Annotated in this window: 23 protein-coding genes and 5 tRNA genes; 15 read left to right on the forward strand and 13 right to left on the reverse strand. The window is 57.4% G+C overall.

Annotated elements, in window-relative coordinates; translation table 11 throughout:
* Nucleotides 1-26: 26 nt before the first annotated feature.
* The gene (gene rlmN / locus ACTNB2_RS06290) at nt 27-1,079 is read left to right on the forward strand and encodes a 23S rRNA (adenine(2503)-C(2))-methyltransferase RlmN (protein WP_154516799.1); all 1,053 of its coding nucleotides are present in this window, start codon (nt 27-29) and stop codon (nt 1,077-1,079) included.
* Between the two features lie 192 nt (nt 1,080-1,271).
* On the opposite strand, the gene ACTNB2_RS06295 is transcribed toward rlmN, so the two are convergent.
* The 9 genes from ACTNB2_RS06295 to rpmH all read right to left on the reverse strand — a co-directional run bounded on the left by ACTNB2_RS06295 (nt 1,272) and on the right by rpmH (nt 6,308).
* Nucleotides 1,272-1,526: a hypothetical protein gene (locus ACTNB2_RS06295; RefSeq protein ID WP_441042219.1), complete on the reverse strand. Its 255-nt coding sequence runs from the start codon at nt 1,524-1,526 to the stop codon at nt 1,272-1,274.
* The gene (locus tag ACTNB2_RS06300) at nt 1,516-2,394 is read right to left on the reverse strand and encodes a ParB/RepB/Spo0J family partition protein (protein WP_427748147.1); all 879 of its coding nucleotides are present in this window, start codon (nt 2,392-2,394) and stop codon (nt 1,516-1,518) included. Before ACTNB2_RS06300 ends, ACTNB2_RS06295 begins: the two co-directional genes overlap by 11 nt.
* Nucleotides 2,395-2,413: 19 nt before the next feature.
* Nucleotides 2,414-3,214, reverse strand: a complete 801-nt coding sequence (locus tag ACTNB2_RS06305) for a ParA family protein (RefSeq protein WP_427729019.1) — start codon at nt 3,212-3,214, stop codon at nt 2,414-2,416.
* 130 nt (nt 3,215-3,344) lie between these two features.
* Complete coding sequence (gene rsmG, locus ACTNB2_RS06310) at nt 3,345-4,082, reverse strand: 16S rRNA (guanine(527)-N(7))-methyltransferase RsmG (protein WP_441042217.1); 738 nt, start codon at nt 4,080-4,082, stop codon at nt 3,345-3,347.
* A gap of 97 nt (nt 4,083-4,179) precedes the next feature.
* The gene (locus tag ACTNB2_RS06315; RefSeq protein WP_154516793.1) at nt 4,180-4,749 is read right to left on the reverse strand and encodes a Jag family protein; all 570 of its coding nucleotides are present in this window, start codon (nt 4,747-4,749) and stop codon (nt 4,180-4,182) included.
* Between the two features lie 44 nt (nt 4,750-4,793).
* The gene (locus ACTNB2_RS06320; RefSeq protein ID WP_441042215.1) at nt 4,794-5,564 is read right to left on the reverse strand and encodes a YidC/Oxa1 family membrane protein insertase; all 771 of its coding nucleotides are present in this window, start codon (nt 5,562-5,564) and stop codon (nt 4,794-4,796) included.
* 29 nt (nt 5,565-5,593) lie between these two features.
* On the reverse strand, nt 5,594-5,818 hold the full coding sequence (yidD, locus tag ACTNB2_RS06325; protein WP_154516787.1) for a membrane protein insertion efficiency factor YidD: 225 nt from the start codon (nt 5,816-5,818) through the stop codon (nt 5,594-5,596).
* Complete coding sequence (rnpA, locus tag ACTNB2_RS06330) at nt 5,815-6,153, reverse strand: ribonuclease P protein component (protein WP_154516785.1); 339 nt, start codon at nt 6,151-6,153, stop codon at nt 5,815-5,817. Before rnpA ends, yidD begins: the two co-directional genes overlap by 4 nt.
* 20 nt (nt 6,154-6,173) lie before the next feature.
* Nucleotides 6,174-6,308, reverse strand: a complete 135-nt coding sequence (gene rpmH, locus ACTNB2_RS06335; protein WP_019127408.1) for a 50S ribosomal protein L34 — start codon at nt 6,306-6,308, stop codon at nt 6,174-6,176.
* A 345-nt stretch (nt 6,309-6,653) separates the two neighbouring features.
* Between rpmH and ACTNB2_RS06340 the strand changes: the two genes are divergently transcribed.
* From ACTNB2_RS06340 to typA, 14 genes are all read left to right on the forward strand, one after another.
* Nucleotides 6,654-8,030 (forward strand): ATP-binding protein, encoded by a 1,377-nt coding sequence (locus ACTNB2_RS06340; protein WP_441042213.1) that lies wholly within the window; start codon nt 6,654-6,656, stop codon nt 8,028-8,030.
* Nucleotides 8,031-8,045: 15 nt separating this feature from the next.
* Nucleotides 8,046-9,749 carry a DnaA ATPase domain-containing protein gene (locus ACTNB2_RS06345; RefSeq protein WP_441042211.1) on the forward strand — a complete coding sequence of 568 codons (1,704 nt, stop codon included), beginning with the start codon at nt 8,046-8,048 and terminating at the stop codon, nt 9,747-9,749.
* 238 nt (nt 9,750-9,987) lie between these two features.
* The gene (gene dnaN, locus ACTNB2_RS06350; protein ID WP_427794035.1) at nt 9,988-11,091 is read left to right on the forward strand and encodes a DNA polymerase III subunit beta; all 1,104 of its coding nucleotides are present in this window, start codon (nt 9,988-9,990) and stop codon (nt 11,089-11,091) included.
* Nucleotides 11,092-11,100: 9 nt separating this feature from the next.
* A complete protein-coding gene (gene recF / locus ACTNB2_RS06355) occupies nt 11,101-12,207 on the forward strand; it encodes a DNA replication/repair protein RecF (protein WP_427717918.1) in 1,107 nt (368 codons plus the stop codon).
* Nucleotides 12,194-12,757: a DciA family protein gene (locus ACTNB2_RS06360; protein ID WP_441042208.1), complete on the forward strand. Its 564-nt coding sequence runs from the start codon at nt 12,194-12,196 to the stop codon at nt 12,755-12,757. The genes recF and ACTNB2_RS06360 overlap by 14 nt, the downstream gene beginning before the upstream one ends.
* 104 nt (nt 12,758-12,861) lie before the next feature.
* Nucleotides 12,862-14,892: a DNA topoisomerase (ATP-hydrolyzing) subunit B gene (gene gyrB, locus ACTNB2_RS06365; protein WP_441042206.1), complete on the forward strand. Its 2,031-nt coding sequence runs from the start codon at nt 12,862-12,864 to the stop codon at nt 14,890-14,892.
* A gap of 185 nt (nt 14,893-15,077) precedes the next feature.
* Entirely contained in the window at nt 15,078-17,789 is a 2,712-nt protein-coding gene (gyrA, locus tag ACTNB2_RS06370) for a DNA gyrase subunit A (protein WP_441042239.1), read from the forward strand.
* A 298-nt stretch (nt 17,790-18,087) separates the two neighbouring features.
* A tRNA-Ile gene (locus ACTNB2_RS06375) sits at nt 18,088-18,164 on the forward strand.
* Between the two features lie 67 nt (nt 18,165-18,231).
* Nucleotides 18,232-18,307 (forward strand) — tRNA-Ala (locus tag ACTNB2_RS06380).
* Nucleotides 18,308-18,311: 4 nt separating this feature from the next.
* Nucleotides 18,312-18,388: transfer RNA gene (locus ACTNB2_RS06385), tRNA-Ile, on the forward strand.
* Between the two features lie 153 nt (nt 18,389-18,541).
* Nucleotides 18,542-19,042 carry a bifunctional nuclease family protein gene (locus ACTNB2_RS06390; protein ID WP_441042203.1) on the forward strand — a complete coding sequence of 167 codons (501 nt, stop codon included), beginning with the start codon at nt 18,542-18,544 and terminating at the stop codon, nt 19,040-19,042.
* The gene (locus ACTNB2_RS06395; protein ID WP_441015226.1) at nt 19,043-19,432 is read left to right on the forward strand and encodes a hypothetical protein; all 390 of its coding nucleotides are present in this window, start codon (nt 19,043-19,045) and stop codon (nt 19,430-19,432) included.
* Nucleotides 19,433-19,462: 30 nt separating this feature from the next.
* A complete protein-coding gene (locus tag ACTNB2_RS06400) occupies nt 19,463-19,912 on the forward strand; it encodes a hypothetical protein (RefSeq protein ID WP_154516767.1) in 450 nt (149 codons plus the stop codon).
* A 117-nt stretch (nt 19,913-20,029) separates the two neighbouring features.
* Complete coding sequence (gene typA / locus ACTNB2_RS06405; RefSeq protein ID WP_441032650.1) at nt 20,030-21,868, forward strand: translational GTPase TypA; 1,839 nt, start codon at nt 20,030-20,032, stop codon at nt 21,866-21,868.
* Between the two features lie 104 nt (nt 21,869-21,972).
* Here the strand turns inward: typA and ACTNB2_RS06410 are convergent, their stop codons facing one another.
* The 4 genes from ACTNB2_RS06410 to ACTNB2_RS06425 all read right to left on the reverse strand — a co-directional run bounded on the left by ACTNB2_RS06410 (nt 21,973) and on the right by ACTNB2_RS06425 (nt 24,522).
* Nucleotides 21,973-23,118 (reverse strand): polymer-forming cytoskeletal protein, encoded by a 1,146-nt coding sequence (locus ACTNB2_RS06410; protein WP_441042201.1) that lies wholly within the window; start codon nt 23,116-23,118, stop codon nt 21,973-21,975.
* Nucleotides 23,119-23,302: 184 nt separating this feature from the next.
* A complete protein-coding gene (locus tag ACTNB2_RS06415; protein ID WP_229770653.1) occupies nt 23,303-23,992 on the reverse strand; it encodes a trimeric intracellular cation channel family protein in 690 nt (229 codons plus the stop codon).
* 300 nt (nt 23,993-24,292) lie between these two features.
* Nucleotides 24,293-24,383: transfer RNA gene (locus ACTNB2_RS06420), tRNA-Ser, on the reverse strand.
* Nucleotides 24,384-24,431: 48 nt separating this feature from the next.
* Nucleotides 24,432-24,522 (reverse strand) — tRNA-Ser (locus ACTNB2_RS06425).
* Between the last annotated feature and the right edge of the window lie 121 nt (nt 24,523-24,643).

A 24,643-nucleotide genomic window follows, 5' to 3' on the forward strand; every position in this document is an offset into this window, starting at 1 on the left:
CGTTTCCCCAAAATCGAAAGGCTTCCATGAATCCCAGGACTAAATCTCAGGACATTCGCGACTTGAGCCAAAACGATATTCGCGAGCTCGTGGCCGAACTCGGCCAGCCCGCTTTCCGCGCGAAGCAGCTCATTGAATGGGTTTTTGAGAAGAACGTTTGTTCGTTTGACGATATGACCAACCTTCCCAAGGCTTTCCGCGAGCAGTTAAAGGAGGCATTTGCCTTCGACACGCCGACCGAGCTCACCAAGCAGGTGTCCAAGGACGGCTCTCGTAAATACCTACTCGAGTACCACGATGGCATTTCTGTCGAGACCGTCGGCATGCCCCGTCGTAACAAGCTCTCTGTCTGCGTGTCCACCCAAGCCGGCTGCGGAATGGGCTGTGCTTTTTGCGCTACCGGTCTCAACGGCCTCAGGCGCTCGCTGACCGCCCAGGAAATCGTCGACCAGGTACTTCACGTTTCCAATGATTTTGGCGAGCGCGCGACAAGCGTAGTGTTCATGGGCCAGGGCGAGCCTTTTGCCAACTATGATGAGGTTCTTAAGGCGCTGCGCATCCTTAATGACCCCGACGGTATCGGCATTGGAGCGCGCCATCTCACCGTGTCTACCAGCGGTGTTATTCCTGGCATCCGTAAGTTTGCCGACATTCCCGAGCAGTTCACCCTAGCTGTCTCGCTGCACTCCGCCATCCAGTCCACACGCAATAAGCTCATGCCCGGAGTCAAGAAATACACACTCCTGCGCCTTCACGAGGCACTGCAGCTCTACACCGAGAAGACCGGCCGCCGTCCGACGTACGAATATGCCATGATCGAGGGCGTCAACGACACCAACCCCGAAATGCAGGCGCTCTGCGACTTCTGCGAGGGCACGCTGTGCCACGTCAACCTGATTCAGCTCAACGATATTGAGGGCAGCCCGCTCAAGCCGTCACCGATCCATAAGGTAGAAGACCTTCAACGCCGTCTTGAGTCCCGTGGTATCGAGACCACGATCCGCAACTCTCGTGGCAACGATATCGATGCGGCTTGTGGCCAACTCAAGCAGCGTTTCAAAGTTCAGAAGAACGCGTAGGGGAGACCAGCCTAAACGTTTCATGTGAAACATCAGAAAGCCCCGGTTGCTTAATTGCAACCGGGGCTGTTTCATATTCATCGATTATCTGAATCATACGATTGTCCAGCATTATTTAGGACGATATTAGGGATCCCTGTAATGGTGATCAGACAAGGAACCCTTCAGAATAGATGAGTCATCGTTAGGTACCTAAAAGCCTACATTTTCCCATTGATGATTAACCCAATCTTGGTTGATCTTGGGATTCTTAGTCATCTGAGCGGTGCGCATGGCAACGTCCTCGGTCATAACATCCATTTTCTTTTTTGAGGTATCAACGATATCCTGCGCTCCGCGAAGTAAACGACCACGCAATTCATCATCTGTCACAATCTTATAACCGGCAAAAGCGCCAACTGCAACAGTAGCAGCCAAAGCGACAGCAGTCAGAACTTTATTCCTCATCCTGACCTCCTTGATCAAACTGAATGATTTCACCAAGAATGCGAGAGAGTTCCTCTTCATCCTTAAATTCAATCTCGATCTTGTTCTTGCCGCGCGAGCTCTTTACGCGAACGTTCGTGTTAAACACCTGACGCAGAACGCGTGCCGCCTTCTTAAAAGACTGAGGCGTTGCGGTTCGAGGCGTTTTTGGTGTCTCTCCGGCAGAAAACAACGGAGCAAGATTTTCTGTCGCGCGGACGGACAATCCTTCCGCAACAACCTTCTCAGCTAACTTAATGCGTGCATCTTCGTATGGAACTGCAAGAATTGCACGAGCATGGCCAGCAGTCAGCTTACCTTCAAAGATCATCTGCTGAACAACCTCTGGAAGATCAAGTAGGCGCAGCGAATTGGTGATTGCAGAGCGAGACTTGCTAACAGCCTTCGACAAGGCCTCTTGAGTCATACCACTCGCATCGATGAGCTGTCGATATCCCTTAGCCTCTTCGACGGGATTGAGATCAGAGCGTTGCAGATTTTCAATCAATGCAAGCGCAAGCATCTGTTCATCATCAACATCTTTTATAATGACAGGAACTTCCTCAAGTCCAGCGAGCTTAGAAGCCTGATAACGGCGCTCACCCGCGATAATCTCATAGCCATTACCGTGCTTGCGTACAAGAAGCGGTTGAAGAACACCATGCTCCTGAATCGACTCACTCAATTCTCGAAGCTCGGTCTCATTAAAATGAATTCTGGGTTGGTTGGGGTTTGGAACGATATCTTCGATTGGAAGTTTAGTTTTCGAAGCAGTATTGGATGCGGACGTCGCAGATCCACCGGTCTCATATTCTGCTTCGGATACCAATGCATTGAGTCCGCGACCCAAACCGCCACGCTTCCTAGGACTAGGCACGCTTGATCACCTCTTTGGCAAGGTTCATATACGCCTTTGCACCCTTATTTTGCGGTGCATATGTAATTACCGGCTCACCGAACGACGGTGCTTCTGATATTTTAACCGTACGCGGAATCAAGGTCTTAAATGCCTTATCGCCAAAGTACGACTGCACTTCTTCGACAACCTGATTTGAGAGCGATGTTCGCGAATCATACATCGTCATAAGCACGCCATAGGTATCAAGGCTCTTATTTAGGCGTGTTTTGACCATCTTCATCGACTCAAGCAGCTTCGTGACACCTTCGAGTGCGTAATACTCACACTGAATCGGAATCAGAACACTGTCCGCCGCCGTCAACGCATTAATGGTCAACAAGCCAAGTGAAGGCGGACAGTCAATAAATATAAAGTCAAACTCATCCTTAACAGGCTCAAGCAGATCCTTCAAGCGTGTTTCTCGTGCAATTGCGCTTACAAGCTCAATTTCGGCACCTGCAAGCTGGATAGTAGCCGGAATTACAAATACCTTACTGCAATTTGTATCAAGAACAAGCGATTCAGCCGGAACATCATTCAGCAATGCATCATAGATGCAGTTATCGAGTTCTTCTTTTTCGATTCCGAAGCCGCTCGTGCTATTACCCTGTGGATCAAAATCGACAATCAGCGTCTTTCGACCCTGTTCACCCAGTGCTGCTGCAAGGTTTACTGCTGTGGTGGACTTACCCACACCACCCTTTTGATTGATGATTGCAATGATACGCGTGTCTTTTGCGCTCTTTGAACGCTTAACGTCGCGAAATCCCACGGTCCCTCCTGGTGTATTTTAAGCTGTTAAACGGAGGATGTTTCACGTGAAACATTCCGATTCATCATCTGTTATGTTTCACGTGAAACATAACAAGTAATTACTATCCATTATGTTTCACGTGAAACATCTAGGCAAGCGGATTCTTCTTCGCCATGCCATTAGCACGTGGAAGCAAAATAGCTGCCGGACGAGATTTTTTTAGAATGATAAACTCGCGATGACCCAAGCCATTTGGCAAATCTAAATCATCTGTCAAAAGTGTGGTGAACCCGCATATGCTAGCGGCAGTTAGACCAGACTGAAGTTCGACGTCTGACGGGTTTCCCTTAGTAATAACAAAGAGACCATTATCTATTAGAAATGGTGAAGCATACTCGACGAGAACTGGTAACGGTGCAAGTGCACGAGCAGTGACAACAGCAAACTGCTTCTTATGGCTTCGGGCATATTCTTCAAGACGATCATGAACCGCGTGAGCATGCTTGAGACCGAGAGCCTCAACAAATGAGTTAACGGCATCAACCTTCTTGCCAACCGAATCGATATAGGTAGCCTTACGTCCGCTAGCAATTGTCAAAGGGATACCAGGAAACCCAGCACCAGTACCCATGTCTAACAAAGCGCCTTCTGGAGCTATGTCTATATAGGGAAGCAACACAAGCGAATCAAGAATATGAAGAACAGCCGCATCTTTGATATTTAGGATGCGCGTAAGATTGGTGGTCTTATTAGCCTCCAAAACAAGATCAAGATGCTCAATACAGGAGCGTAGGGCATCATGGGAGACCTTCAAAGAATAGTCTTCGCAATACGAAATTAGACGACTAAGCATCTGACTTGTCTGCTCATCGGTTAGTACAAACAAGACAAACTCCTATCTGACAAAAATCAGTGTATCAAGAACTTTTGACAAAAAAAGGGGACGTGGAAACCACGCCCCCCTTAAGATAAGCTCGTTTAGGTTATCGAGCAACAATCACAACATGACGATCGGGGTCAGAACCCTCAGAATGCGTGTCGACGGCATCGTTGCCACGAAGAGCAATATGAACCAGACGGCGCTCGTAGGCATTCATGGGCGGAAGCGAAACGCTTTTGTGAGTGCGCACTGCCCGCTCGGCAGCAGACTGAGCCATAGAGGCAACCTTGTCCTGACGGCGGCTCTTATATCCCTCGACGTCGACGACGACCGGATACCTAAAGCCTAGCTTGCGGCTCACCAACAGCGAGAACATAACCTGAAGGGCATCAAGGGTGCGACCATGACGACCAATAAGGACGGCAAGGTCGGGAGCCGTTACATCAAGAATCAGTTCGCCCTCGTCGCCCTCATACTCATCGATTGGAGAGTTGGCCGCGTCGAAATGCGAAAGGATGGAACGAAGAATAGAAATCGCAACATCGGCAATGGTGTCGAGTTCTTCGTCCGTAAGCTCTTCACCAGCCTTGTAGCGCTGTGCAATCTCGAGATAATCGCCCGCGGCCTGCGGGGCAACCTCCTCAAGCATATCCTCGACGATCTCTTCAGACATAACGTACTCCAAAAGTTAGGTACCTAAATAAGATTACTATACTGCTACTTCTTCTTGTGCGGGCGCGGCTTCTTCTCGCGACGCGTGACCTCAACCTGCAGCGGGGCGTTCTTAAGACGCTCCTCCTCTTCGGCCTTAGCCTTCTCGATAACCTTCTGCGTCACAAAGATCTGCTGGATGACCTGCCAGGCAGAAGACACGTCGTAGTACAAAAGAACACCGACGGGCAGGCTCCAACCCATCCAGAGCATCATGACGGTCATGACGACAGCCATCATGCGCATGCTCTGGGCCTGCTGACCGGTCTGATTGCGCGACATGTACAGCTGCGGAATCAGGGTCAGGACAGCAAACAGAATCAGGCAAATCAGCGCAGGCAGTGCGACCATAAAGCCATCGGCAAAAGAGGCACTCGGCGTGGTAGTCAGATCGGGCAGAATGTTGAAGAACGAGAAGGTGCCCTCGTTAAAGTACTGCGGCAGGTTGCGCAGAAGTGTAAACAGGGCGATGAGGATAGGCATCTGAATCAGAAGCGGCAGGCAGCCGGACAGCGGATTGAACTTGTTCTCGCTGTAGAACTTCTGCATCTCCTCGGCCTGACGCTGGGGATCGTCGGCGTAGCGCTCCTGGATCTCGAGCATCTTGGGCTGCAGCACCTGCATACGGGCCGTCGACTTGGTCGACTTGAGCATGAGCGGCGTCAGCAGCAGACGGACGATGACCACCAGGATAATGATGGACAGGCCCCAGTCGACCGCAAAGGTCTGGATGAGCTTGAGCAGCTCGAAAAGGATGTTAACGATCCAATCCCACATGTAATTTTTCCTCCGATAGCGAGTGCCCGCTAGGGCACAGGGTCATAACCGCCGACGTGCAGGGGATTGCAGCGAGCGATGCGCCTCACGGCAAGCCAGCAGCCTCTACAAACACCGTATTTCTCGATAGCCTGAACGGCGTAATGAGAACACGTTGGATAATAAATGCAGGCGTCAGGCAATAAGGGCGAAATAACCTGTTGATATATGCGAATAGGAGCGATGGCAACACGTCGCAAAACGTGATTGCTCATCGCTCCTCCCCGGCAACGCCGGCGCGTATCACAAGCGAACGCAATGCCTCGTTCATCTCCTCCGGCGACGAGATCCTCGTCTTGGGGGTCGCGAACAAGATGATGTCATAACCCGCAACGGGAAATCCGCAGCTGCGGGCGGCCTCGCGCATCACACGCTTAGAACGGTTGCGCACAACTGCGCAACCGAGTCGTTTAGCACCAACGAAGGCGACCCTTCCAGAGTCGCCTTCGCCAACCGATTCACATATGGTCATTCGAATCAGAGGATGATTGAAACGACGCCCCTGACTGAACACATGCTCGAAATCTTGCCGAGACTTAATAGTCTTCATGCGAGATGTGTGTATCGCTGCTAGACAGTGAGACGCTTGCGGCCCTTGGCGCGGCGACGGGCGAGCACGGCACGACCACCCTTGGTGGCCATACGGGCACGGAAGCCATGGGTCTTGGCACGCTTACGCTTATTAGGCTGATACGTACGCTTCATCTTAAGTTCCTCCTGCTGCATTTCGAGTGTCCGCGAGGGCGCGGACGCAGATATAGACACGTGAGCTTGAAGATTGTAGGGAAATCAATGTTCAAATGTCAAGAAATCAAAGGTAAAAGGTTGCGCAGTTCACACGGTTCCGCCATAAGCCGGATGAGTTTTTGAGTATGACTCCAACTTTTCACGATATTTCACCGAGTTTTCGACAGGTCATGTTGGCAATGTTGAGAACTTTTCCCCCATTTTCCAAAGTTTTCAACATGTTTTGAAAACTTGTCGAAAGATGAGAAACATTGCGCGGTGAGCTACTATTTATCCGAAACCTTTTGAAAGATTGCGAGCGGCATGTCTGACGACTTTTACACCATGGTCGATTCCGGTGACCCGGCACCCGACAACGAGCACATCAACGGCGTACGCGAAGAGCGCAAAGAGGGCGAGCAGACATCGAAACAGACACCGAAAACCATGTATGCGGCGCGCATCGCCGTCTATGACGACATGCTTTCGACCCCGCGCGTGATCGTCATCGAGCCGCAAGACATCCGCACGTATCTGGAAGAGACGACTAACACCGTCTACCAGTGCATGAAAGAGCAAGGCGGACACATCTCGCTCATGGTTATCCGCGAGATTGTCGAAAACTTTATCCACGCCCACTTTGCCGAGCCCATTATCTCGATCCTGGACGGCGGGGAAACTATCCGCTTTGCCGACCAAGGTCCGGGCATCGACGACAAAGAGCGCGCCTTCGACTTTGGCGTCACCAGCGCAAACAGCAAGATGAAGCGGTATATACGCGGCACCGGGGCAGGTTTTCCCATGGTGCAGGAATACCTGGAAAACGCCGGCGGGGCAGTCTCCATCGAAGATAACATGGGCAACGGCACCGTCGTCACGGTGAGCCTCGACCCCAAGCGCGTGCAGGAAATTGAGCGCGCGGGAGGGCGCGGGGCAGCCGTGCGCCCCGAGGCCCAGGGGTCGGAATACCCACTGCCGGGAGCATTTCCACAGCAAGCAATGATGACTCCGCAGCAAACCGTGGCCGCGTCCCCACTACAACAGCCCATGGCTTCGCAGCAGATGCATCAACCCGGCATGCCGCCCATGCAGGACCCCCAGCCCGCGGGACAGACGACAACTCAAGGCTCGGCAGAGTCCATGGTCCCGGCCGATTTGGATGCAGCCGCGATGCAGCAGGTGACGGGCATGCCAGGAGCGCGGCAGATGGGCTTCCAACCGTACCCGCAGGCATATCCGGGACAATATATGCCGCAGCAGGGATACTCCCAGCAATATATGCAGCAGTATCCCCAGGGCTATCAGCAGCCGTATCAGCAGATGCCGCAGCCGTACCATCCCTGGGCCCATCAGATGCCGCCGCAGCCATACCAACAGTGGCCGCAAAGTTTTCAACAGCCGATGCCAACCATGCAGAGTTCTCAACAACCAGCAGCTCAAATGATGTATCCTAATGCGGCAAATCAATACGCACAGCCGCAACCGGACGTATTTGTGAGCGAGCGCGGCAACGCGGCGCTGGGATATCTGGCTCAAAACCAAGAGTGCGGCGCCACCGACCTGGCGCGAGCATTTGGAAACTCCGCGCCCACGTGGTCACGCACACTCAATGACTTGGCGCAGGCCGGCTTGGTAATCAAACACGGTCAGAAATACCATCTGACCGAACTCGGCAGCGCTCGCGTGCGTGCCCAAAGTTAAGGAACGGGAGAGACAGTGGACGAGGAAGCAAGCATCATCCTGGAGGATGCCATCGCCTTTTGCCAGCGCGACGGCCAAGATGCACGCCTCATCAACATGTTGGGGCAATCGCGTGCCGTGAGCCTGACCGAGGACACCTTGACCATCGAGGCACCGTCGCGCTTTGCCATTGCGCAGCTCAAAAAGCACCAGCCGACTATCGAGCACTATCTAGAAGAGATTGCCTTTGCGCCGATCGCGCTCAACATCGTGGCCCCGCAGGGTCCCACGACAGGCGCCACAGGGGCGGCACCCGTCACTCCCCCTTTGACGACCGTCGCCCCCGTGGCGGCTCCGGAGACCAATGCGAGCGATGTTTCCCGTGAAACCATGCCCCACGCAACAGCCGTGCCGGTAGCAACCGCGCCCAGCGTTTCACACATGCCCGTCGCGCACGACGCGGCGCCGGGCGAAGAACCGGGCATCGCGATCAAAAACACGCTGTCGGCCGACGATTTCCGCCGCATGATGAATCAGATGAAGGGCGTGGCACCCGCCAAGAGCGCAAAACCAGTCTCGACATCGCCTGTGAGCGTCCCCACGGCTGCTGCGCCGGGCGAGCAGAACGCCGATGGCGCGCCCCTCGTGGCCAACTCAAAATTCACCTTCGAAAACTTTGTCTACGGCCCCGAAAACAGCCACGCCTATCGTTCGGCACTTAAATTCGCCGCACTCGCAGACGAACGCGGTACTTGCACATCCCTGTTCATCTATGGCAAATCGGGCTTAGGCAAGACCCACCTGCTGCTCGCCATCAAAAACGAGCTCGCCGAGAAGTCGCCCGAGATCAAAGTGAAATACGCCAACTCACAGGCATACATCGATGATCTGATGACAGAATTCGACCGCCAAAAGAAGAGTAACGCTCCCATCATGCAGGCATACCACGGCGTGGACGTGCTCATCATCGATGACATCCAAAACATCATCGGCAAACGCGCGAGCGTGGACTACTTTTTCCAGCTCATGGACGAGTTTATCCGCAACAACAAGAAGGTCGTGATTGCCGCAGACCGTGCGCCCAAGGACCTGAACATGGACGAGCGCCTGACCAGCCGCTTTAACGCCGGCATGCTCTGCTTGGTAGCAGAGCCCAGCTACGAGATGAAGTACAAGATTCTGCAGCGCTATTACGAGAACACGATCGCGGCGGCGCCCGAGGCGGGCGACGACTCGCTGCTGGCGGCCTACGGTGGCGACAGCGGACATCTGACTGACGAGCACTTTAAACACATGGCGGAGGTATCGGGCACCAACATCCGTGAGCTCGAGAGCTTCTGCGAGCGCTGCGCCGGGGAGGCGGGCGACCGCGAGCGCGAGGGTAGCGAGCTGAGCTTCGACGACATCGATGCCATCGCCAGCCAGTACTTCGACACGTCGGCCAAAAAGATCAACGTGCAGACAGTTCAGTCTGTTATCGAGGAGCAGTACGGCGTGACGCATGAGGAGCTCATTGGTCCGCGCCGCAATGCCAATATCGCCAAGGCGCGCCATATCGCCATCTACCTAGCGATCGAGATGTGCGAGATGACAACCACCGCCGTGGGTGCGGAGTTTGGCAACCGCAACCACTCGACCGTCAGCACGAGCTACAAAAAAGTCCAGAAGATGATTCAGGAAGACCGGACCGTGACCGAGGACCTCAAATCGCTACGGGACAAAATTACACTGCGCTCGTAGGGAAATAGGCACACCTGTTGAAAACTTGTCGAAACCGCGGGCATAAGGTGTCTAAAACCCAGCCCGCTCCGATGAAAAGTTTTGCGCAGGTTTTGAACGTGGAAAACGACCCCTGTTGCACACAGGGAACTGTCAATTCTCTTTTTGGGTTTGACCTGCATGTTTGGGAGTAATCAACAGTTTCGTCAGTACTATTACTATTATTAAGATATTTATATCTATAGAAAGGTATTAAAAGATGAAGTTCACCGTCAGCCAGAGCTCGCTTACGCAAGCAATCGGCGTCGTCATGAAGGGTGTCGCTTCGGCATCCACCCTCCCTATTCTGTCGGGCGTGCTCATCAAGGCACAAGACGGCATCTTGGAATTCCAAACCTCTAACTACACTATCTCGATTCGTCACCGCATCGCGGCACATGTGGAAGAGGAAGGTGAGATGGTAATCCCCTGCAAGATGCTCTCCAACATCACCAAGACCCTTCCCGATGCCCCAGTTACCTTTGAGCTTTCGGAGCGCCAGGTGCTGATCGGTTGCGAGAAGAGTTCCTTCCGCCTGAATACGCTCGATGCCAACGATTTCCCCGAGTTCCCGGCCTATGCCATCGAGAGCGCCGTTGAGCTCCCGACCGACATTCTGTCCGAGATGGTCGGCCGCGTGTGGCGCGTCACCTCGACCGACAAGGCCCGCCCCATCCTGGGCGGTGTGCATATGAGAGTCGAAAACAACACCGTGCGCCTGGTGGCGACCGACTCCTTCCGTCTGGCCGTGTGCGATACGCAGGTGGAGACCTCGACGCTCGAGGGCTCCTTTGAGCTCAACGTGCCGGCCGATGCCTTCAACGACGCCCTGAGCATCATGGCGAGCCAGGCGACCATTATGATCGGTGCCACCGACACCCAGGTTGTCTTTGAAGCCGGCAACACCACCTACGTGTCGCGCCGCATAGAGGGTGTGTATCCCAACTACAAGCAGCTCATCCCCGATTCGTGCGTAACGAGCGTCAAGATCGACGTGGCGGCTTTTAATGCCGCCCTCAAGCGCGTGGCGGTCATCGCGAGCGCCAACCCCGCCGTCAAGTTTGAGATCGATGTCGAGAACGGCCAGATGGGCCTGTCCTCCATCTCCAATGACCAGGATCTGGCGCAGGAGACGATCGATGTCGAGGCCGAGGGCGAGTCGGGCACCATTGCCTTTAACTACCACTACATCTTTGGCTGTCTCAACGCCCTGTCCAAGGAGAAGGAGATCACGCTGGAGCTCAAGAGCTACTCGCAGGCCGGCATCTTTAAGTCCTACGACAAGATCAACTATCTGTACCTGGTCATGCCGGTGCGCATCTAGCGGCGCCCTATGGCCATGTTCGCCCGCGATCTTTCCGTCGCGCGCTACCGCAGCTTCGATAGCTATCGCCTGGAACTGAGCGATGGCGTGACGGTGCTCGCGGGGCCCAACGCGGCGGGAAAGACCAACCTCATAGAGGCGCTGCAGCTGCTAACGAGCGGCGCCTCGTTTAGGCATTCCACTGCCGTCGAGCTTGTGCACGACGGCACGGGTTTGTGCAAGGCCGAGCTTAGGCTCGAGGGCGATGGCCGCGTGCTGGACATGGGCCTATGCGTGGAGGACGGTAAGCGTTCGTTTAGCCGCAACGGCAAGCGATGTGCCGCCTCTGGCGTGCGCGGCGTGCTGCCGAGTGTTTTGTTCTGCCCCGATCATCTGGATATGGTTAAGCGTGGTGCCAGCGTGCGTCGCGCCGCGCTCGACGACTTTGGCGTGCAGCTGAGCGCCCGCTATGCCGATCTGGCAAGCGCCTATGGCCGCTGCGTGACGCAGCGCAACGCCCTGCTCAAAGAGACATGGTGCTGCCGTGAGATGCTCGGTGCGTGGAATGAGTCGATTGCCCGCGCCGGATCGGCCCTGCTGGTGCACCGCTTGGCCCTGCTCGATCGCTTGGATGCCCACGTGCGCAATGCCTACGGGCTGGTTGCGTCCGGGGAGGAGGCCGATGTGGCCTATGCGTCCACGTTGGGAGAGCTGCCCCAGACCGATGACCGCGAGGAGCTGAGGGGCTGGGCATACGAGCACATGCTCGCGGCGCTCGACGAGCGCGCCGACGAGGAAATCCGCCGCGGCGTGACACTCGTGGGTCCGCACCGCGACGAGATTGAGTTTTCGGTCGCCGGCCGCTCGGCTCGCTCGTTTGCTAGTCAGGGTCAGCAACGTACGTTGGTTCTGGCTTGGAAGGTGGCCGAGGTGGCCGTAGCCCGCGATATTCTGGGTACCGCCCCGCTGCTGCTTTTGGATGACGTGATGAGCGAGCTCGACGGCGATCGCCGCGCCGCTTTTTTGCAGCTGATCGGCGACGACATCCAGACAGTCATAACCACCACCAATTTGGGATACTTTACCGATGAGTTACTTGATCGAGCCAAGGTGGTGAGCATGGGTGAGGCATGCTAATTACGAGCGTGAGAACGGCACGGCTGCCTTCAGTGACTTTTTGGGTGCCGAGCGCCAGCGCATCTTGGCATCGGCTACGCCCGAGCGTCGTGCGCAAATGGAGGCCGCCGAGGAATCGCGCGCGGTCTACCGTGCTTGGAACGCGGTGTGCTCGGGCACGCGCGAGGGCCGGCATGTGACGGGGCTGCGTTATCTTCCCGAGTCCAACGAGCTGCTGGTGTATCTCGATTCGCCCTCGTGGACACAGGAGATGACACTTTTGCGCGAGATAATCCGCGCACGCATGGAGCGTGCCGGCGCGCATGTGGATGGCCTGGTATTTAAGACGACCCGTCCCGGCCACACGCCGCCCGCGGCAAAAGAGCGCCTGCGCCCGGTCGCGACCGAGCGCCCGCCCGCGCCGCATGCCGACCTGAATGAAGCCGAGCGCGCCGAGATCGAGCGCCAGGTATCGCCCATCGAAGACCAAAAACTGCGTGAGGCCCTCCAGAACGCCATGAGGGCCAGTGCCGAGTGGGCCAAGGGCGTGCAAAGCAAAAAAGAGTCTTAAATCGCATCTGGTGGCCTTGTATAGGCAAATACCCTCGTCCCCGAGGGTATTTTTTACGATAAAATAGTAAGGCTATACAGATTTTCTTAACCGAAGGAGGACGTGTGGCAAACGAAAACGATTACGATGGCGGCGAAATTAAGATCCTCGAGGGTCTCGAAGCCGTCCGTAAGCGCCCGGGCATGTATATCGGCTCGACGAGCGCCAGCGGTCTGCACCACCTGGTGTGGGAGATCGTTGACAACTCCGTCGACGAGGCCATGGCCGGTTTCTGCACCGAGATTCAGGTGACGGTCCACGCCGACAACTCCATTACGGTCGTCGATAACGGGCGCGGCATCCCCGTCGACGAGCACCCTGTCAAAAAGATTCCGACGCTCGAGGTCGTCATGACGATCCTTCACGCCGGCGGTAAGTTCGATAACTCGGCCTATAAGGTTTCCGGCGGCCTGCACGGCGTGGGCATCTCCGTTGTCAACGCCCTGTCCAAGCGCGTGGTCGTACAGGTGCGCCGCGACGGCAATATCTACGAGATGGAATTCTCGCGCGGCAAGACCGTCAAGAAGATGGAGGTCGTGGGCACCTCGGATTCGACGGGCACCGCCGTCTCCTTCTGGCCCGACGACGAGATCTTCGAGACCTGCGTCTACGATTTCGATACACTGCACAATCGTCTGCAAGAGACGGCGTTTCTCAACAAGAACCTCAAGATCGTGTTGACTGACGAGCGTGAGGCGGCTCCCCGCGTGGAGGAGTTTTGCTACGAGGGCGGCATCATCGACTTCGTCAAGTTCCTCAACGACGGCAAGGACGTCCCCGAGGCCTTTAAGGAGCCCATCTACATTGAGGGCAAATCGGACCCGGATGCGCCCGTGGCCAAGATGGGCGAGGTCGAGGTGTCCCTGCAGTGGAACGCCGGTTATGGCGAGAACGTCATGTCGTTTGCCAACGACATCTACACCCCCGAGGGCGGCATGCACCTCGAGGGCTTCCGCACCGCCCTCACCCGCGTGATTAACGATTACGCCCGCAAGCAGAACCTGCTTAAGGAGAAAGAGGCCAACCTGAGCGGTGACGACGTGCGCGAGGGTCTCTCGGCCGTCATCTCGGTCAAGCTGCCCGATCCGCAGTTTGAGGGCCAGACCAAGGCCAAGCTCGGTAGTTCCTACATGCGCACGCTTACGCTCAAGATCGTGACCGACGGTCTTGCCGACTACCTCGAGGAGCACCCCAAGCCCGCCCGCGAGATCGTCAAGAAGGCGCAGCAGGCCTGCAAGGCCCGCAACGCCGCCCGCAAGGCGCGCGAGGCGACCCGTCGCAAGAGCCTGCTCGAGACGGCGTCGCTGCCCGGCAAACTCGCCGACTGCTCGGTGCGCGATGCCGAGCTGACCGAGCTCTTCATCGTAGAGGGAGACTCGGCAGGCGGTTCGGCCAAGGACGGCCGCCGCCGAGACATCCAGGCGATTCTGCCCCTGCGCGGCAAGATTCTGAACGTCGAGCGCGTGGGTGACCATCGTGCGTTCTCGAGCGACACCATCCAGTCGCTGATCACCGCGATCGGTTGCGGCGTCACGACGAGCGCCGGCGACGGCGGCGACTTCGATATCACCAAGGCGCGCTACCACAAGATCATCATCATGACCGATGCAGATGTCGACGGTGCGCATATCCGCATCCTGCTGCTGACGTTCTTCTACAAGTACATGCGTCCGCTGATCGATGCCGGCTATGTCTATGTTGCCTGCCCGCCCATCTTTGGCATTAAGGTGCGCAACAAGATTCACTACGTGTATCCCAACGGCCGACAGCCCGAAGACGAGATTCTGCGCGACACCATTCAGAGCCTGGGCCTGAACCCCGACGACAACGACGAGGACGGCAAGGCCAAGGATGGCAAGATCACCAAGAAGCGCAAGGGCTATACCGTCCAGCGCTACAAGGGCCTGGGTGAGATGGACCCCAAGCAGCTTGCCTCGACGACGATGGACCCCAAGACCCGCATTTTGCAGCGCGTGACGATCGAGGATGCCGTGGTGGCGGACCGTGCCGTACGCGAGCTCATGGGTTCCGAGGTGGGCTATCGCCGCGAGTACATTGAAAAACACGCGCATGATGCACGCTTCTTAGATGCCTAACCTGTTCGGCTTTCCCAGCCACCGCACCTTCGCCCTCAATCGTCGGTTGCGTACCCAAGTACGCTTCCCTCCTCTTTCGGGCGAATCTGCGGCACCTGGAAAAGCCGTCTCCGTGGTAGGGAACTAATGGACCACGCAAACCATGAGGAGGTAACGTGGCAGACGATATCAACAACAACGAGGGTATGGACGAGGCCGGCGACGCCGGTATGCCCGATGATCTGAAGCGCCTGCTCGCCCGCGCCGAGCAGGGCGAGGACGGCGATCCGGATTCCTACAACCCCGATGTCGAGGATGAAGAGGAAGAGGATGACGACGCCGAGCTCGAGGAGAGCTTTGGCGCGGTCGATCGCGGTGCCTCGGCCGGCGAGGACATCAACGGCGGCCAGCTCCAGATTTCGGAGTTTGGCCGCGAGATGAAGCAGTCGTTTATCGAGTACTCGATGTCGGTCATTACGGCACGCGCCCTGCCGGACGTGCGCGACGGCTTAAAGCCGGTGCACCGCCGCATCCTGTACGCCATGAACGAGAGCGGCATCTACCCCAACCGCCCGCACAAGAAGTCGGCCTGGACGGTCGGCGAAGTTATCGGTAAGTACCACCCCCACGGCGACTCCGCGGTCTATGAGACCATGGTTCGTCTGGCGCAGTGGTTCTCCATGCGCACGCCGCTTATCGACGGCCACGGCAACTTTGGCAACATCGACGGCGACGGTGCCGCAGCTATGCGTTACACCGAGAGCCGTCTGGCAAAGCCCGCCATGGAGCTGCTCCGCGACCTGCAGAAGGATACCGTCGACTGGCAGCCCAACTACGACGAGTCGCTCGCCGAGCCCGTGGTACTGCCCGCTCGCTTCCCCAACCTGCTGGTTAACGGCAGCCAAGGCATCGCTGTAGGCATGGCCACCAATATCGCCCCGCATAACCTCACCGAGGCGATCGAGGCCACCTGCTACCTGATCGACAACCCCGACGCCACCGTCGACGAGCTCATGCAGATTATGCCCGGCCCGGACTTTCCCACCGGTGCCATCATCATGGGTAGCGCCGGCATTAGGCAGAGCTACGAGACCGGCCGCGGTTCCATCACCGTGCGTGCCAAGGCCCATGTGGAGTCCACCAAGACCGGCCGCAGCCGCCTGGTCTTTACCGAGATTCCCTACATGGTCAACAAGGGCACCCTGCAGGAGAAAATCGCCCAGCTCGTAAACGACAAGCGCATCGAGGGCATCTCGGATATGCGCGACGAGTCCAACCAAAAGGGCATCCGTCTGGTCATTGAGCTCAAGAAGGGCGTTATCCCGCAGGTCGTACTTAACAACCTGTATAAGTACACCTCGCTGCAGACCACCTTTGGTGCCAACAACCTGGCACTCGTCAATGGCGTTCCTAAATGCCTGAGCCTGCGCGAGATGCTGCAGCACTACATCGACCACCAGGTCGACGTAGTCACCCGCCGCACCCACTTTGACCTTAAAAAGGCCCAGGCCCGTGCACATATCCTTGAGGGCTACCTTATGGCCCTCGACCATATCGACGAGGTCATTAGCATCATCCGCTCCTCGCAGACCGATGCCGAGGCCAGCAGCCGCCTGATTGAGCGTTTTGGCTTTACGCCCGAGCAGACCACGGCCATCCTCGAGATGAAGCTGCGTCGCCTGACCGGCCTGGAGCGCGACAAGATCCAGGAAGAGCTGGACGGCCTGCGCCGTGCTATCGCCTACTACGAGGACCTGCTGACGCACGAGGAGAAGATACTGGGCGTCATCAAGGAAGAGATGCGCGAGATCTCCAAGAAGTTTGGCGACAAGCGCCGTACCGAGATCAGCCAGGTCGAGAAGGATCTGGACGTCGAGGACCTCATCGCCGACGAGGACATGGTCGTGACGATCACCCACACCGGCTATGTGAAGCGTATCCCGGTGGCCGCTTACCGCGCCCAGAAGCGCGGCGGCAAGGGCGTGTCGGGCGTCAACCTTAAAGAGGACGACGTTATCGACGAGATGTTTATCGCGTCCACCCACGAGTATGTGCTGTTCTTCTCGAGCAAGGGCAAGGTCTACCGTCTGAAGGTGCACGAGCTGCCGGTTGGTACGCGCCAGGCGCGCGGCACCGCAATCGTCAACCTGCTTCCCTTTGAGGAAGGCGAGAAGATCGCGAGCGTCATTAGCTGTCGTGAGTTCCCCGCCGATGAGTACCTGATGTTTGCCACCAAGAACGGCATGGTCAAAAAGACCGTGATGAGCGCCTATGATCGCAGCCGCCGCGATGGCCTCATCGCCATCAACCTGAGGGACGACGACGCGCTGCTCGCCGTGCGCCGCGTGCGCGAGGGCGATAAGATCATCATGGCCACCACTGCGGGCAAGGCGATCATGTTCCCCGAGGACCAGGTTCGCGCTACCGGCCGCGATACCAGCGGTGTCCGCGGCATTGGCATGAAGGACGGCGTGAGTGTCTTGGGCATGGAGGTCACCAACGGCGAGGGCGACCTGTTTGTCATTACCGAGTGCGGCTACGGCAAGCGCACGCCGGTCTCGGATTATCCGGAGCAAAACCGCGGCGGCCAGGGTGTCTACACCATCCAAATGACCGAGCGCAAGGGCAACCTTGCGGCCATGAAGGCGGTCGGCCCGCAGCATGAGCTGTTTATCGTGACGGAGGGCGCGACGGTCATTCGCGTCAAGACCGACGAGATCAGCCAGACCGGTCGAACCACGCAGGGTGTCAAGATGATGACCGTAAGCGATGACGACCGCGTGTGCGCCGTTGCCCGCATGACGGCCGCCGAAGAGAAGCCCGAGGGCGAAAGTGCTGAGACCGCAGACGTCACCGAAGAGGCCCCAGTCGACCCAGGCGACGGCAACGACATGCCAGAGGATCTCCTAGACGAGTAAGAGGCCCTAGCTGGTAATAATCATCAGACCCCATATATCGGCGGTCGGCGCACCTGCGCGCCGACCGCTTTTTTGAAAACCTTGGGACCCCATGGTCGCTGGGCTGGCGAGATAGTGTTGGTTTTTCGCGAGTTCCGCACGCAAAGAAGGCCACTTAATGTGGCCTTCGTCTTGCGCAGGACTGCCCGAGCAGCAAACCAACACTATCTCGCCAGCCCAGCGACCACCCCTCCCAAAGATTTTCAAAAAAGTTGTTGACGCGCGCGTAACGACTCGTCTAATATATCCCTTGCGCGATGGACCTGTAGCTCAGTTGGTTAGAGCGTCCGGCTGATAACCGGGAGGTCACAAGTTCGAATCTTGTCAGGTCCACCACTTTCTTTCGCAATAAACACCCCAGCGAGAGCCGAGTCGCCGCTGGGGTGTTTATTACTGTCTCCGTGGGGGTTTAGCTCAGCTGGGAGAGCGCGGGCTTTGCAAGCCTGAGGTCAGGGGTTCGATCCCCCTAACCTCCACCATGATGGACCTGTAGCTCAGTTGGTTAGAGCGTCCGGCTGATAACCGGGAGGTCACAAGTTCGAATCTTGTCAGGTCCACCATCTAAAACGTAAAGAGCCCCGAGCTATTGCCTCGGGGCTCTTTTCTTACCTATCCAATAAGTTTTTGTGTGCGGTGCGAAAGTTTGGGTAGTATAGCTATTCAACGCGGCGGAGCTGCCGCGCATGCCAATAACAACGTACCGGAGGTGTTCCATGGTTCGTGTCGACATAGAGACCATCGTCATGGCCGCCGGTCCCGTGCCATCGCTGATCGTCTTGCGCGAGCGTTGCCGTAAGTCGGATTCGTCCGCGCCGCTGCGCTCTCTTTCCATCCAGACCGGTTCCTACGAGGCAGCGGCCATCAGCCGCGGTATCGATACCGGCCGCACCGATCGCCCCATCACCCACGATCTTTTGCTCGATACCATCGAAGTGGTGGGAGCGAAGATCGAGCGTATCGAGATCGTGCGCGCCGAGCCGCCGGTGTTCTACGCGACGGTCGTCGTGCACACCGATAGGGGCGAGCATATGCTTGACGCACGACCGAGCGACGCTATCGCCCTTGCCGTGCGCAGCAATGCCCCCATGTTTGTGGAGGACGACATCATGAATCGCTTGGGCACCGTCTCTCCGCTTGCCGACGAGGTTGACGACGAGAGTGAGTTCGAGAAGTTTGACGAGTTTGTCCACACGCTCTCGCCCGATGATTTCTAAATGTCGGTTGAGCACGATGCACGGCGAGCGCTGATGGGCACCAGCGTGTCGGCCGAAGCAGCCGCTATCGCGCGTGAGGCCCATATGCGCGCCGAGGCATTTGAGGCCGCGCGCATTGCGTATGTGACGCAGGCTCGCACTCTTCGCGAGCGCCGTGACTCCTATATCAAGATGGTTGTTGTCTCCGCGCTTGCTGCGGTAATCTTGTCGCGGCTTCGTGGTACAGTTGGTGCGCTTGGGTTTTCGATTTCGACGGGCCTGGTGATCTGGGGCGTGGTCGATGCGGTAATGCTGACCAACCAGATCAAGGTGCTCGACAAGCGCGCGGCGGATATGGTTCGCGCCCGTGACGCTGCCGCCAGAATCGCGGCCGAGGCACAGGAGTTATAACGACGCCGAATGCGATGGGAAGGTCAAAAGATGGCACAGGATATGCAGGACGCCGGTAACGTCTCCGCCGAGCTCGACGCCATGGTGTGCGATCTGATCGGTGCGTTTTTGGACGACCTTGCCGCCGGTGAAAACCCGGGCGTTGTCGTGGCGATCGAGGATGCCGCCTCCAACCGCTACCTTGCGGCTCTCGACGAGGACGGTGAGGAAGCATGCCTGGAGGCTGCCACCAACTTTATCTCCGAGCACAAGATGGGTCTCAAGGACGAAGGCCTGGGCCGCATCGCCCGCTATGCCATCGGCTACACCGGCTGTGTGGAGATCGAGGGTGGATATCACGACGCTTTGCTCGTTAGCTTCTTCGAGACCACGCTCGAGAGCGGTTTTTCGGCATATGTGCTGTACGAGGGCATGGGCGCCGGCGATGGTTTTATGTGGAGCGACCCTGAACCTGCAGGTGAGGAAACCCCTCTCATCTAGAATCGCTAAAATAAACGAGTTTTCGGTAAAAGGCTCAATATTCCCGCCGAGCGTTGTGTTGCTGGACGGGTCGCATACGCGTGCCGTTTGTATATAGAGAGAAGATAGGGGAACTACATGCGCGTAGACAATCTGAGGAACATCGCCATTATTGCCCACGTCGACCACGGTAAGACGACGATGGTCGACAAGCTCCTGCGTGCCACGGACGCCTTCCGTGCCAACCAGCAGGTCGAGGATCGCGTCCTGGACTCCAACGACCAGGAGCGCGAGCGCGGCATCACGATTCTCGCCAAGAACATCTCTATCGAGTACAAGGACGTTAAGATCAACGTCATCGACACCCCGGGCCACGCCGACTTTGGCGGTGAGGTCGAGCGCGTGCTGCGCATGGCCGACGGCGCTCTGCTGCTGGTCGACGCCTTTGAGGGCCCCATGCCCCAGACCCGCTTTGTCCTACGTCACGCCATCGACACCGGCCTTAAGATCATGATCGTCATCAACAAGATCGACCGTCCGGGCGCCAACCCCGAGAAGGCCTACAACGACTGTCTGGACCTTATGGCCGACCTGGGCGCCACCGACGACCAGCTCGAGTTTGCCATGGAGCACGTGGTCTATGCCAGCGCCATGAATGGCTTTGCCCGCCTTGACCCCAACGACGGCAACATGGACATGTACCCGCTGCTCGACATGATCATCGACGACATGCCCGCGCCCGAGGTTGACGAGACCGCGCCGCTCGCTATGCAGTGCGTGACCATCGACCACTCCAACTTTGTCGGCCGCATCGGCATTGGCCGTGTGTACTCCGGCAGCATTCGCCAGGGCGATCAGATCCTGGTCGTCAAGAACGACGGTTCCAGCGCCACCGCTACCGTCAAGCAGCTCTTTACCTTCGACTACCTGGGCCGCACCGAGTGCCAGGAAGTCGGCGCCGGCGACATTGCCGCCGTCGTGGGTATCGAGCGCACCGACATCGGCGATGTCTACACCGATCCCGAGAACCCCGTCGAGCTCGAGCCTATCGAGATCGATCCGCCGACCCTGTCCATCGTCTTCGAGGCTTCGACCTCTCCGCTCGTCGGCCGCGATGGCGACATTGTGGGCGCTCGTCAGCTCAAGGAGCGCCTGTTCAATGAGGCCGAGAACAATGTGACCATGAAGATTGAGGAGCTCGAGGACAAGAGCGGCGTCGAGGTCTCGGGCCGCGGCATTCTGCACCTGTCCGTCCTGATGGAGTCCATGCGTCGCGAGGGCTTTGAGTTCCAGGTCGGCCGTCCCCGCGTTCTGTTTAAGAAGGATGAGAACGGCAACAAGATGGAGCCCGTCGAGCAGGCTGTCGTCGAGTGCCCGGACGAGTACTCGGGCAAGGTCGTCGAGGTCTTTGGCACCTCTGGCGGCATTATGACCAGCATGGACACCTCGGGCATCGTGACGCACCTTGAGTTTAAGATCCCGACTCGCGGCATCATGGGCCTTAAGAACCGCATCATGAACGTCACTCACGGCGAGGGCGTGTTCTATCACACCTTCCTGGAGTACGGTCCTTACGCCGGCGAGATCGGCAACCGTCAGAACGGCGCCATGATCTCCATGACCACCGAGAAGGCCGTTGCCTACGCTCTGGGCACGCTGCAGGAGCGCGGCCAGCTGTTTGTTGAGCCGGGTGTCGAGTGCTACGAGGGCATGATCGTGGGTGAGCGCAGCAAGGCCGGCGACATGGTCGTCAACATCGCCCGCACCAAGAACCTGGGCAACCAGCGTTCCTCGACCTCCGATATCTCCGTGCAGCTGGTGCCGCCTCGCACCTTCTCGCTGGAGGAGGCGCTGGAGTACATCGCCGATGACGAACTGGTGGAGATCACCCCCAAGAACATCCGTCTGCGCAAGCGTCTGCTCAACGCCACCGATCGCAAGAAGGCTGCCGTTCGCGCCGGTCAGGTCAACAAATAAGCGCTGAGCTCTGTAGCATTCACAAGAAAGGGCGTCGACCATCGCGGCCGGCGCCCTTTTTGTACCACCACAAAGAGGAAGGACACCTTTGCGGTGGTTGGCGGTTAGGCGGAGGGAAGGCCCGGGGTGTTGGGGGCCTTTTGCGGTTTGACGTGGGCGTTGCGCCAGATGATCTGAATGAGATAGCCCAGCATAAAGACGAAGGCTACGCCGCTGATAAAGTTGCCCATAAGGGGAAGTGCTGTAAGGGCGCCGGCGATGGCGCCGCCCACGGCGGCCATGGCGTAGCGGTTCTGGCTGTGCCCGACCATGCGTGCGACCGCGGTGCCCGCAAAGGCCGCCGAGACCAGGGCGATGCCGATGACGCCGCACATCAGGGCTCCGGCGAGCGACAGGCCGGCAATAGAGATGATGAGCAGCAAGATGGCGGGAACGGCGGCTACCGTGCCCAAAAGACCGCTCACCCACAGCGGGGCGGGGTGCTGGTGAAGCATGCCGGCCGCGCTGGCTGTTGCACGCGGAAAGACGAGCTCAAGGAGAATCGCGACAAAGCAGGTGGAAAGAGCTGCGGCAACGATGCCGCCGATGACGTCGTTGATGGTGGAGGTATCCTCGTTCTCGGTGCGGTCGATCTTGAGGGCTCCCACTTTGGCGCCGTCGGCGCGTTCGGGATCCTGTGAGACATGAGCGTTTACGGTGCCGGTGATGTTGGCGTTTTTGCCGAGCACCAGCTTGTCGGCCCAGACCTCAACATCGCCATCGACAGTGCCGTCGATGGTTACCGTACTGCCCGCGAGCACTGCCGACTTGGCGGAGCCGCGCAGGGCAACCGTCTCACCTGCGGCATAGAAGCAATTGGCGGTACTGCCGGAGTTAAGTACGACGTGCTGAGCGGCAACTGTCACGCTTCCATCAATGGTGGTCTTGGCGATATCGATGGTGCGCGCCGCCAGGCGAACGGCGCCGCCTACGGTGCAGTCGCGAATCGACAGGCTTTCGCCGGCGGCGATGATATCGCGGTCGATGGACGCGTCATCCAGGCTAAGGCTTTGACCGGCCCAGTACAGATCGCCCCCGACGCCGGATGGACTGGAATCCCCGTCGGACACGAAAACATTGCCCGCGGTGTCGGTGCCGGCGAATGCCATGGAAGGCAGCGCGGTAAACGCCAGCGCGATAAGCGCGAAGGCCATAATGAGGTGTCCGCGCATGTTGTGACGTTGCGCCGCCGCGGGTTGGTTGTGAGGCATGGTGAATCCTTTGCTTGGTGATTTGCATACGCCCAATATGGTACCCATTGCGCCTTCGCTCTAAAAGAAACTCGCGGTTGCAGTATTCTGCATGGGCAATTGCCTACGTAAGGCGTCGCGGGATATCGGGCCTGCGGCCGGTTGTAGATAGGCTGTCACCTTGCGATGGGCCGGGCCGTGCTATCTATTTTTTACGATGTAGGAAACGCGCGATATCGTCCTCGGTGGGGCTTTTGATGTCAAAGCGCAGCGAGAGCCAGCGCAGGCCCATGGTCACTGCGACGCAAACGACCAGCGCGACGACATTGCTGACCAAGCCGCTCATGACAAGGCAAACATAGCTTGCCGATCCAGCGATAGCCGCGATGGCATAGAAGTTGGTGCGCTGGAAAATACCCGGCACCACGCCCATAAAACCATCGCGCAGCATGCCGCCGCCTACCGCGGTAAAAAAGCCCATCATGATGCACACGACCGGTGCAAATCCGTACACGAGCGCCTTATCTGCGCCGGTTGCCGCATAAATACCCACCGAGATGATGTCGAGCAGGGGGATGAGCTTGTCGGGCTTGTCGACGATGGCAGGGAAGATGTAGATGATGGCCGCCGTGGCGATGGACAGCGGAAGCGCCATGGGCTGGTTAAGGATGTAGACGTTGCCCACCTGGAGCGTCATATCGCGCAAAAGACCGCCGCCCAGACCGCAGACCACGGCGAGCGCGACGGCGCCCACCAGATCGAGTTTGTGCTCGCGCGCAACCAGTACACCCGAAATCGACGCCGCGACGACAGCGAACATCTCGAGCCAAAACGGGATGGCAACCATGGCATCCGAGGCGTGTGCGGTAACGATTACAGTGGCGATGACGGGCAAGGTGGGTTCCTTTGGGTAGTTGGATTGGAAAATGCCCGTACATAGTACATGGTTGTGGGAGGTCGTGACCCCATTGCTCGGTAAACGGTCGGAACTGGGCGCGGTCACAGGTTCCAAACATGTACATCAGCATCCAAAAACGACATTTTTTGACATCTTTGGAGGGTGATGTACATGTTTGGAGATTTGGGTTGGTGTTGAACGCCCTGTCGGGTTCGAACCCCTCCTCCGCCGCCGTATTTGTCTGTAAGGGAATCAAAACAAAAAAGCTCCCTTTGTTGGGAGCTTTCTCAACCAAAATGGCGGAGGAGGAGGGATTCGAACCCTCGTGACCTTATACAGGCCAAACGGTTTTCGAGACCGCCGCATTCAACCACTCTGCCACCCCTCCGCGTGGGGTAAAAACAAAGCAGGCACAAAGGCCTGCTTTGGAATTAACTGGCGGAGAGTCAGGGATTTGAACCCTGGAGACGCTTTTGACGCCTACACGATTTCCAATCGTGCTCCTTCGGCCACTCGGACAACTCTCCATTAAATGCGAAAGTCAGTATACACGAGGAATCGCAAAGTGCAAACCAAAAACTTGGCATTTTTTAAATTGCATCGCTCCGTCGTTTGCCCAACCGTGCCGAAACCAATCGATGACCTGCG

Origin of the sequence: Collinsella sp. HCP28S3_G2 (assembly GCF_052065125.1) — a bacterium.
Taxonomy (GTDB): Bacteria; Actinomycetota; Coriobacteriia; order Coriobacteriales; family Coriobacteriaceae; genus Collinsella.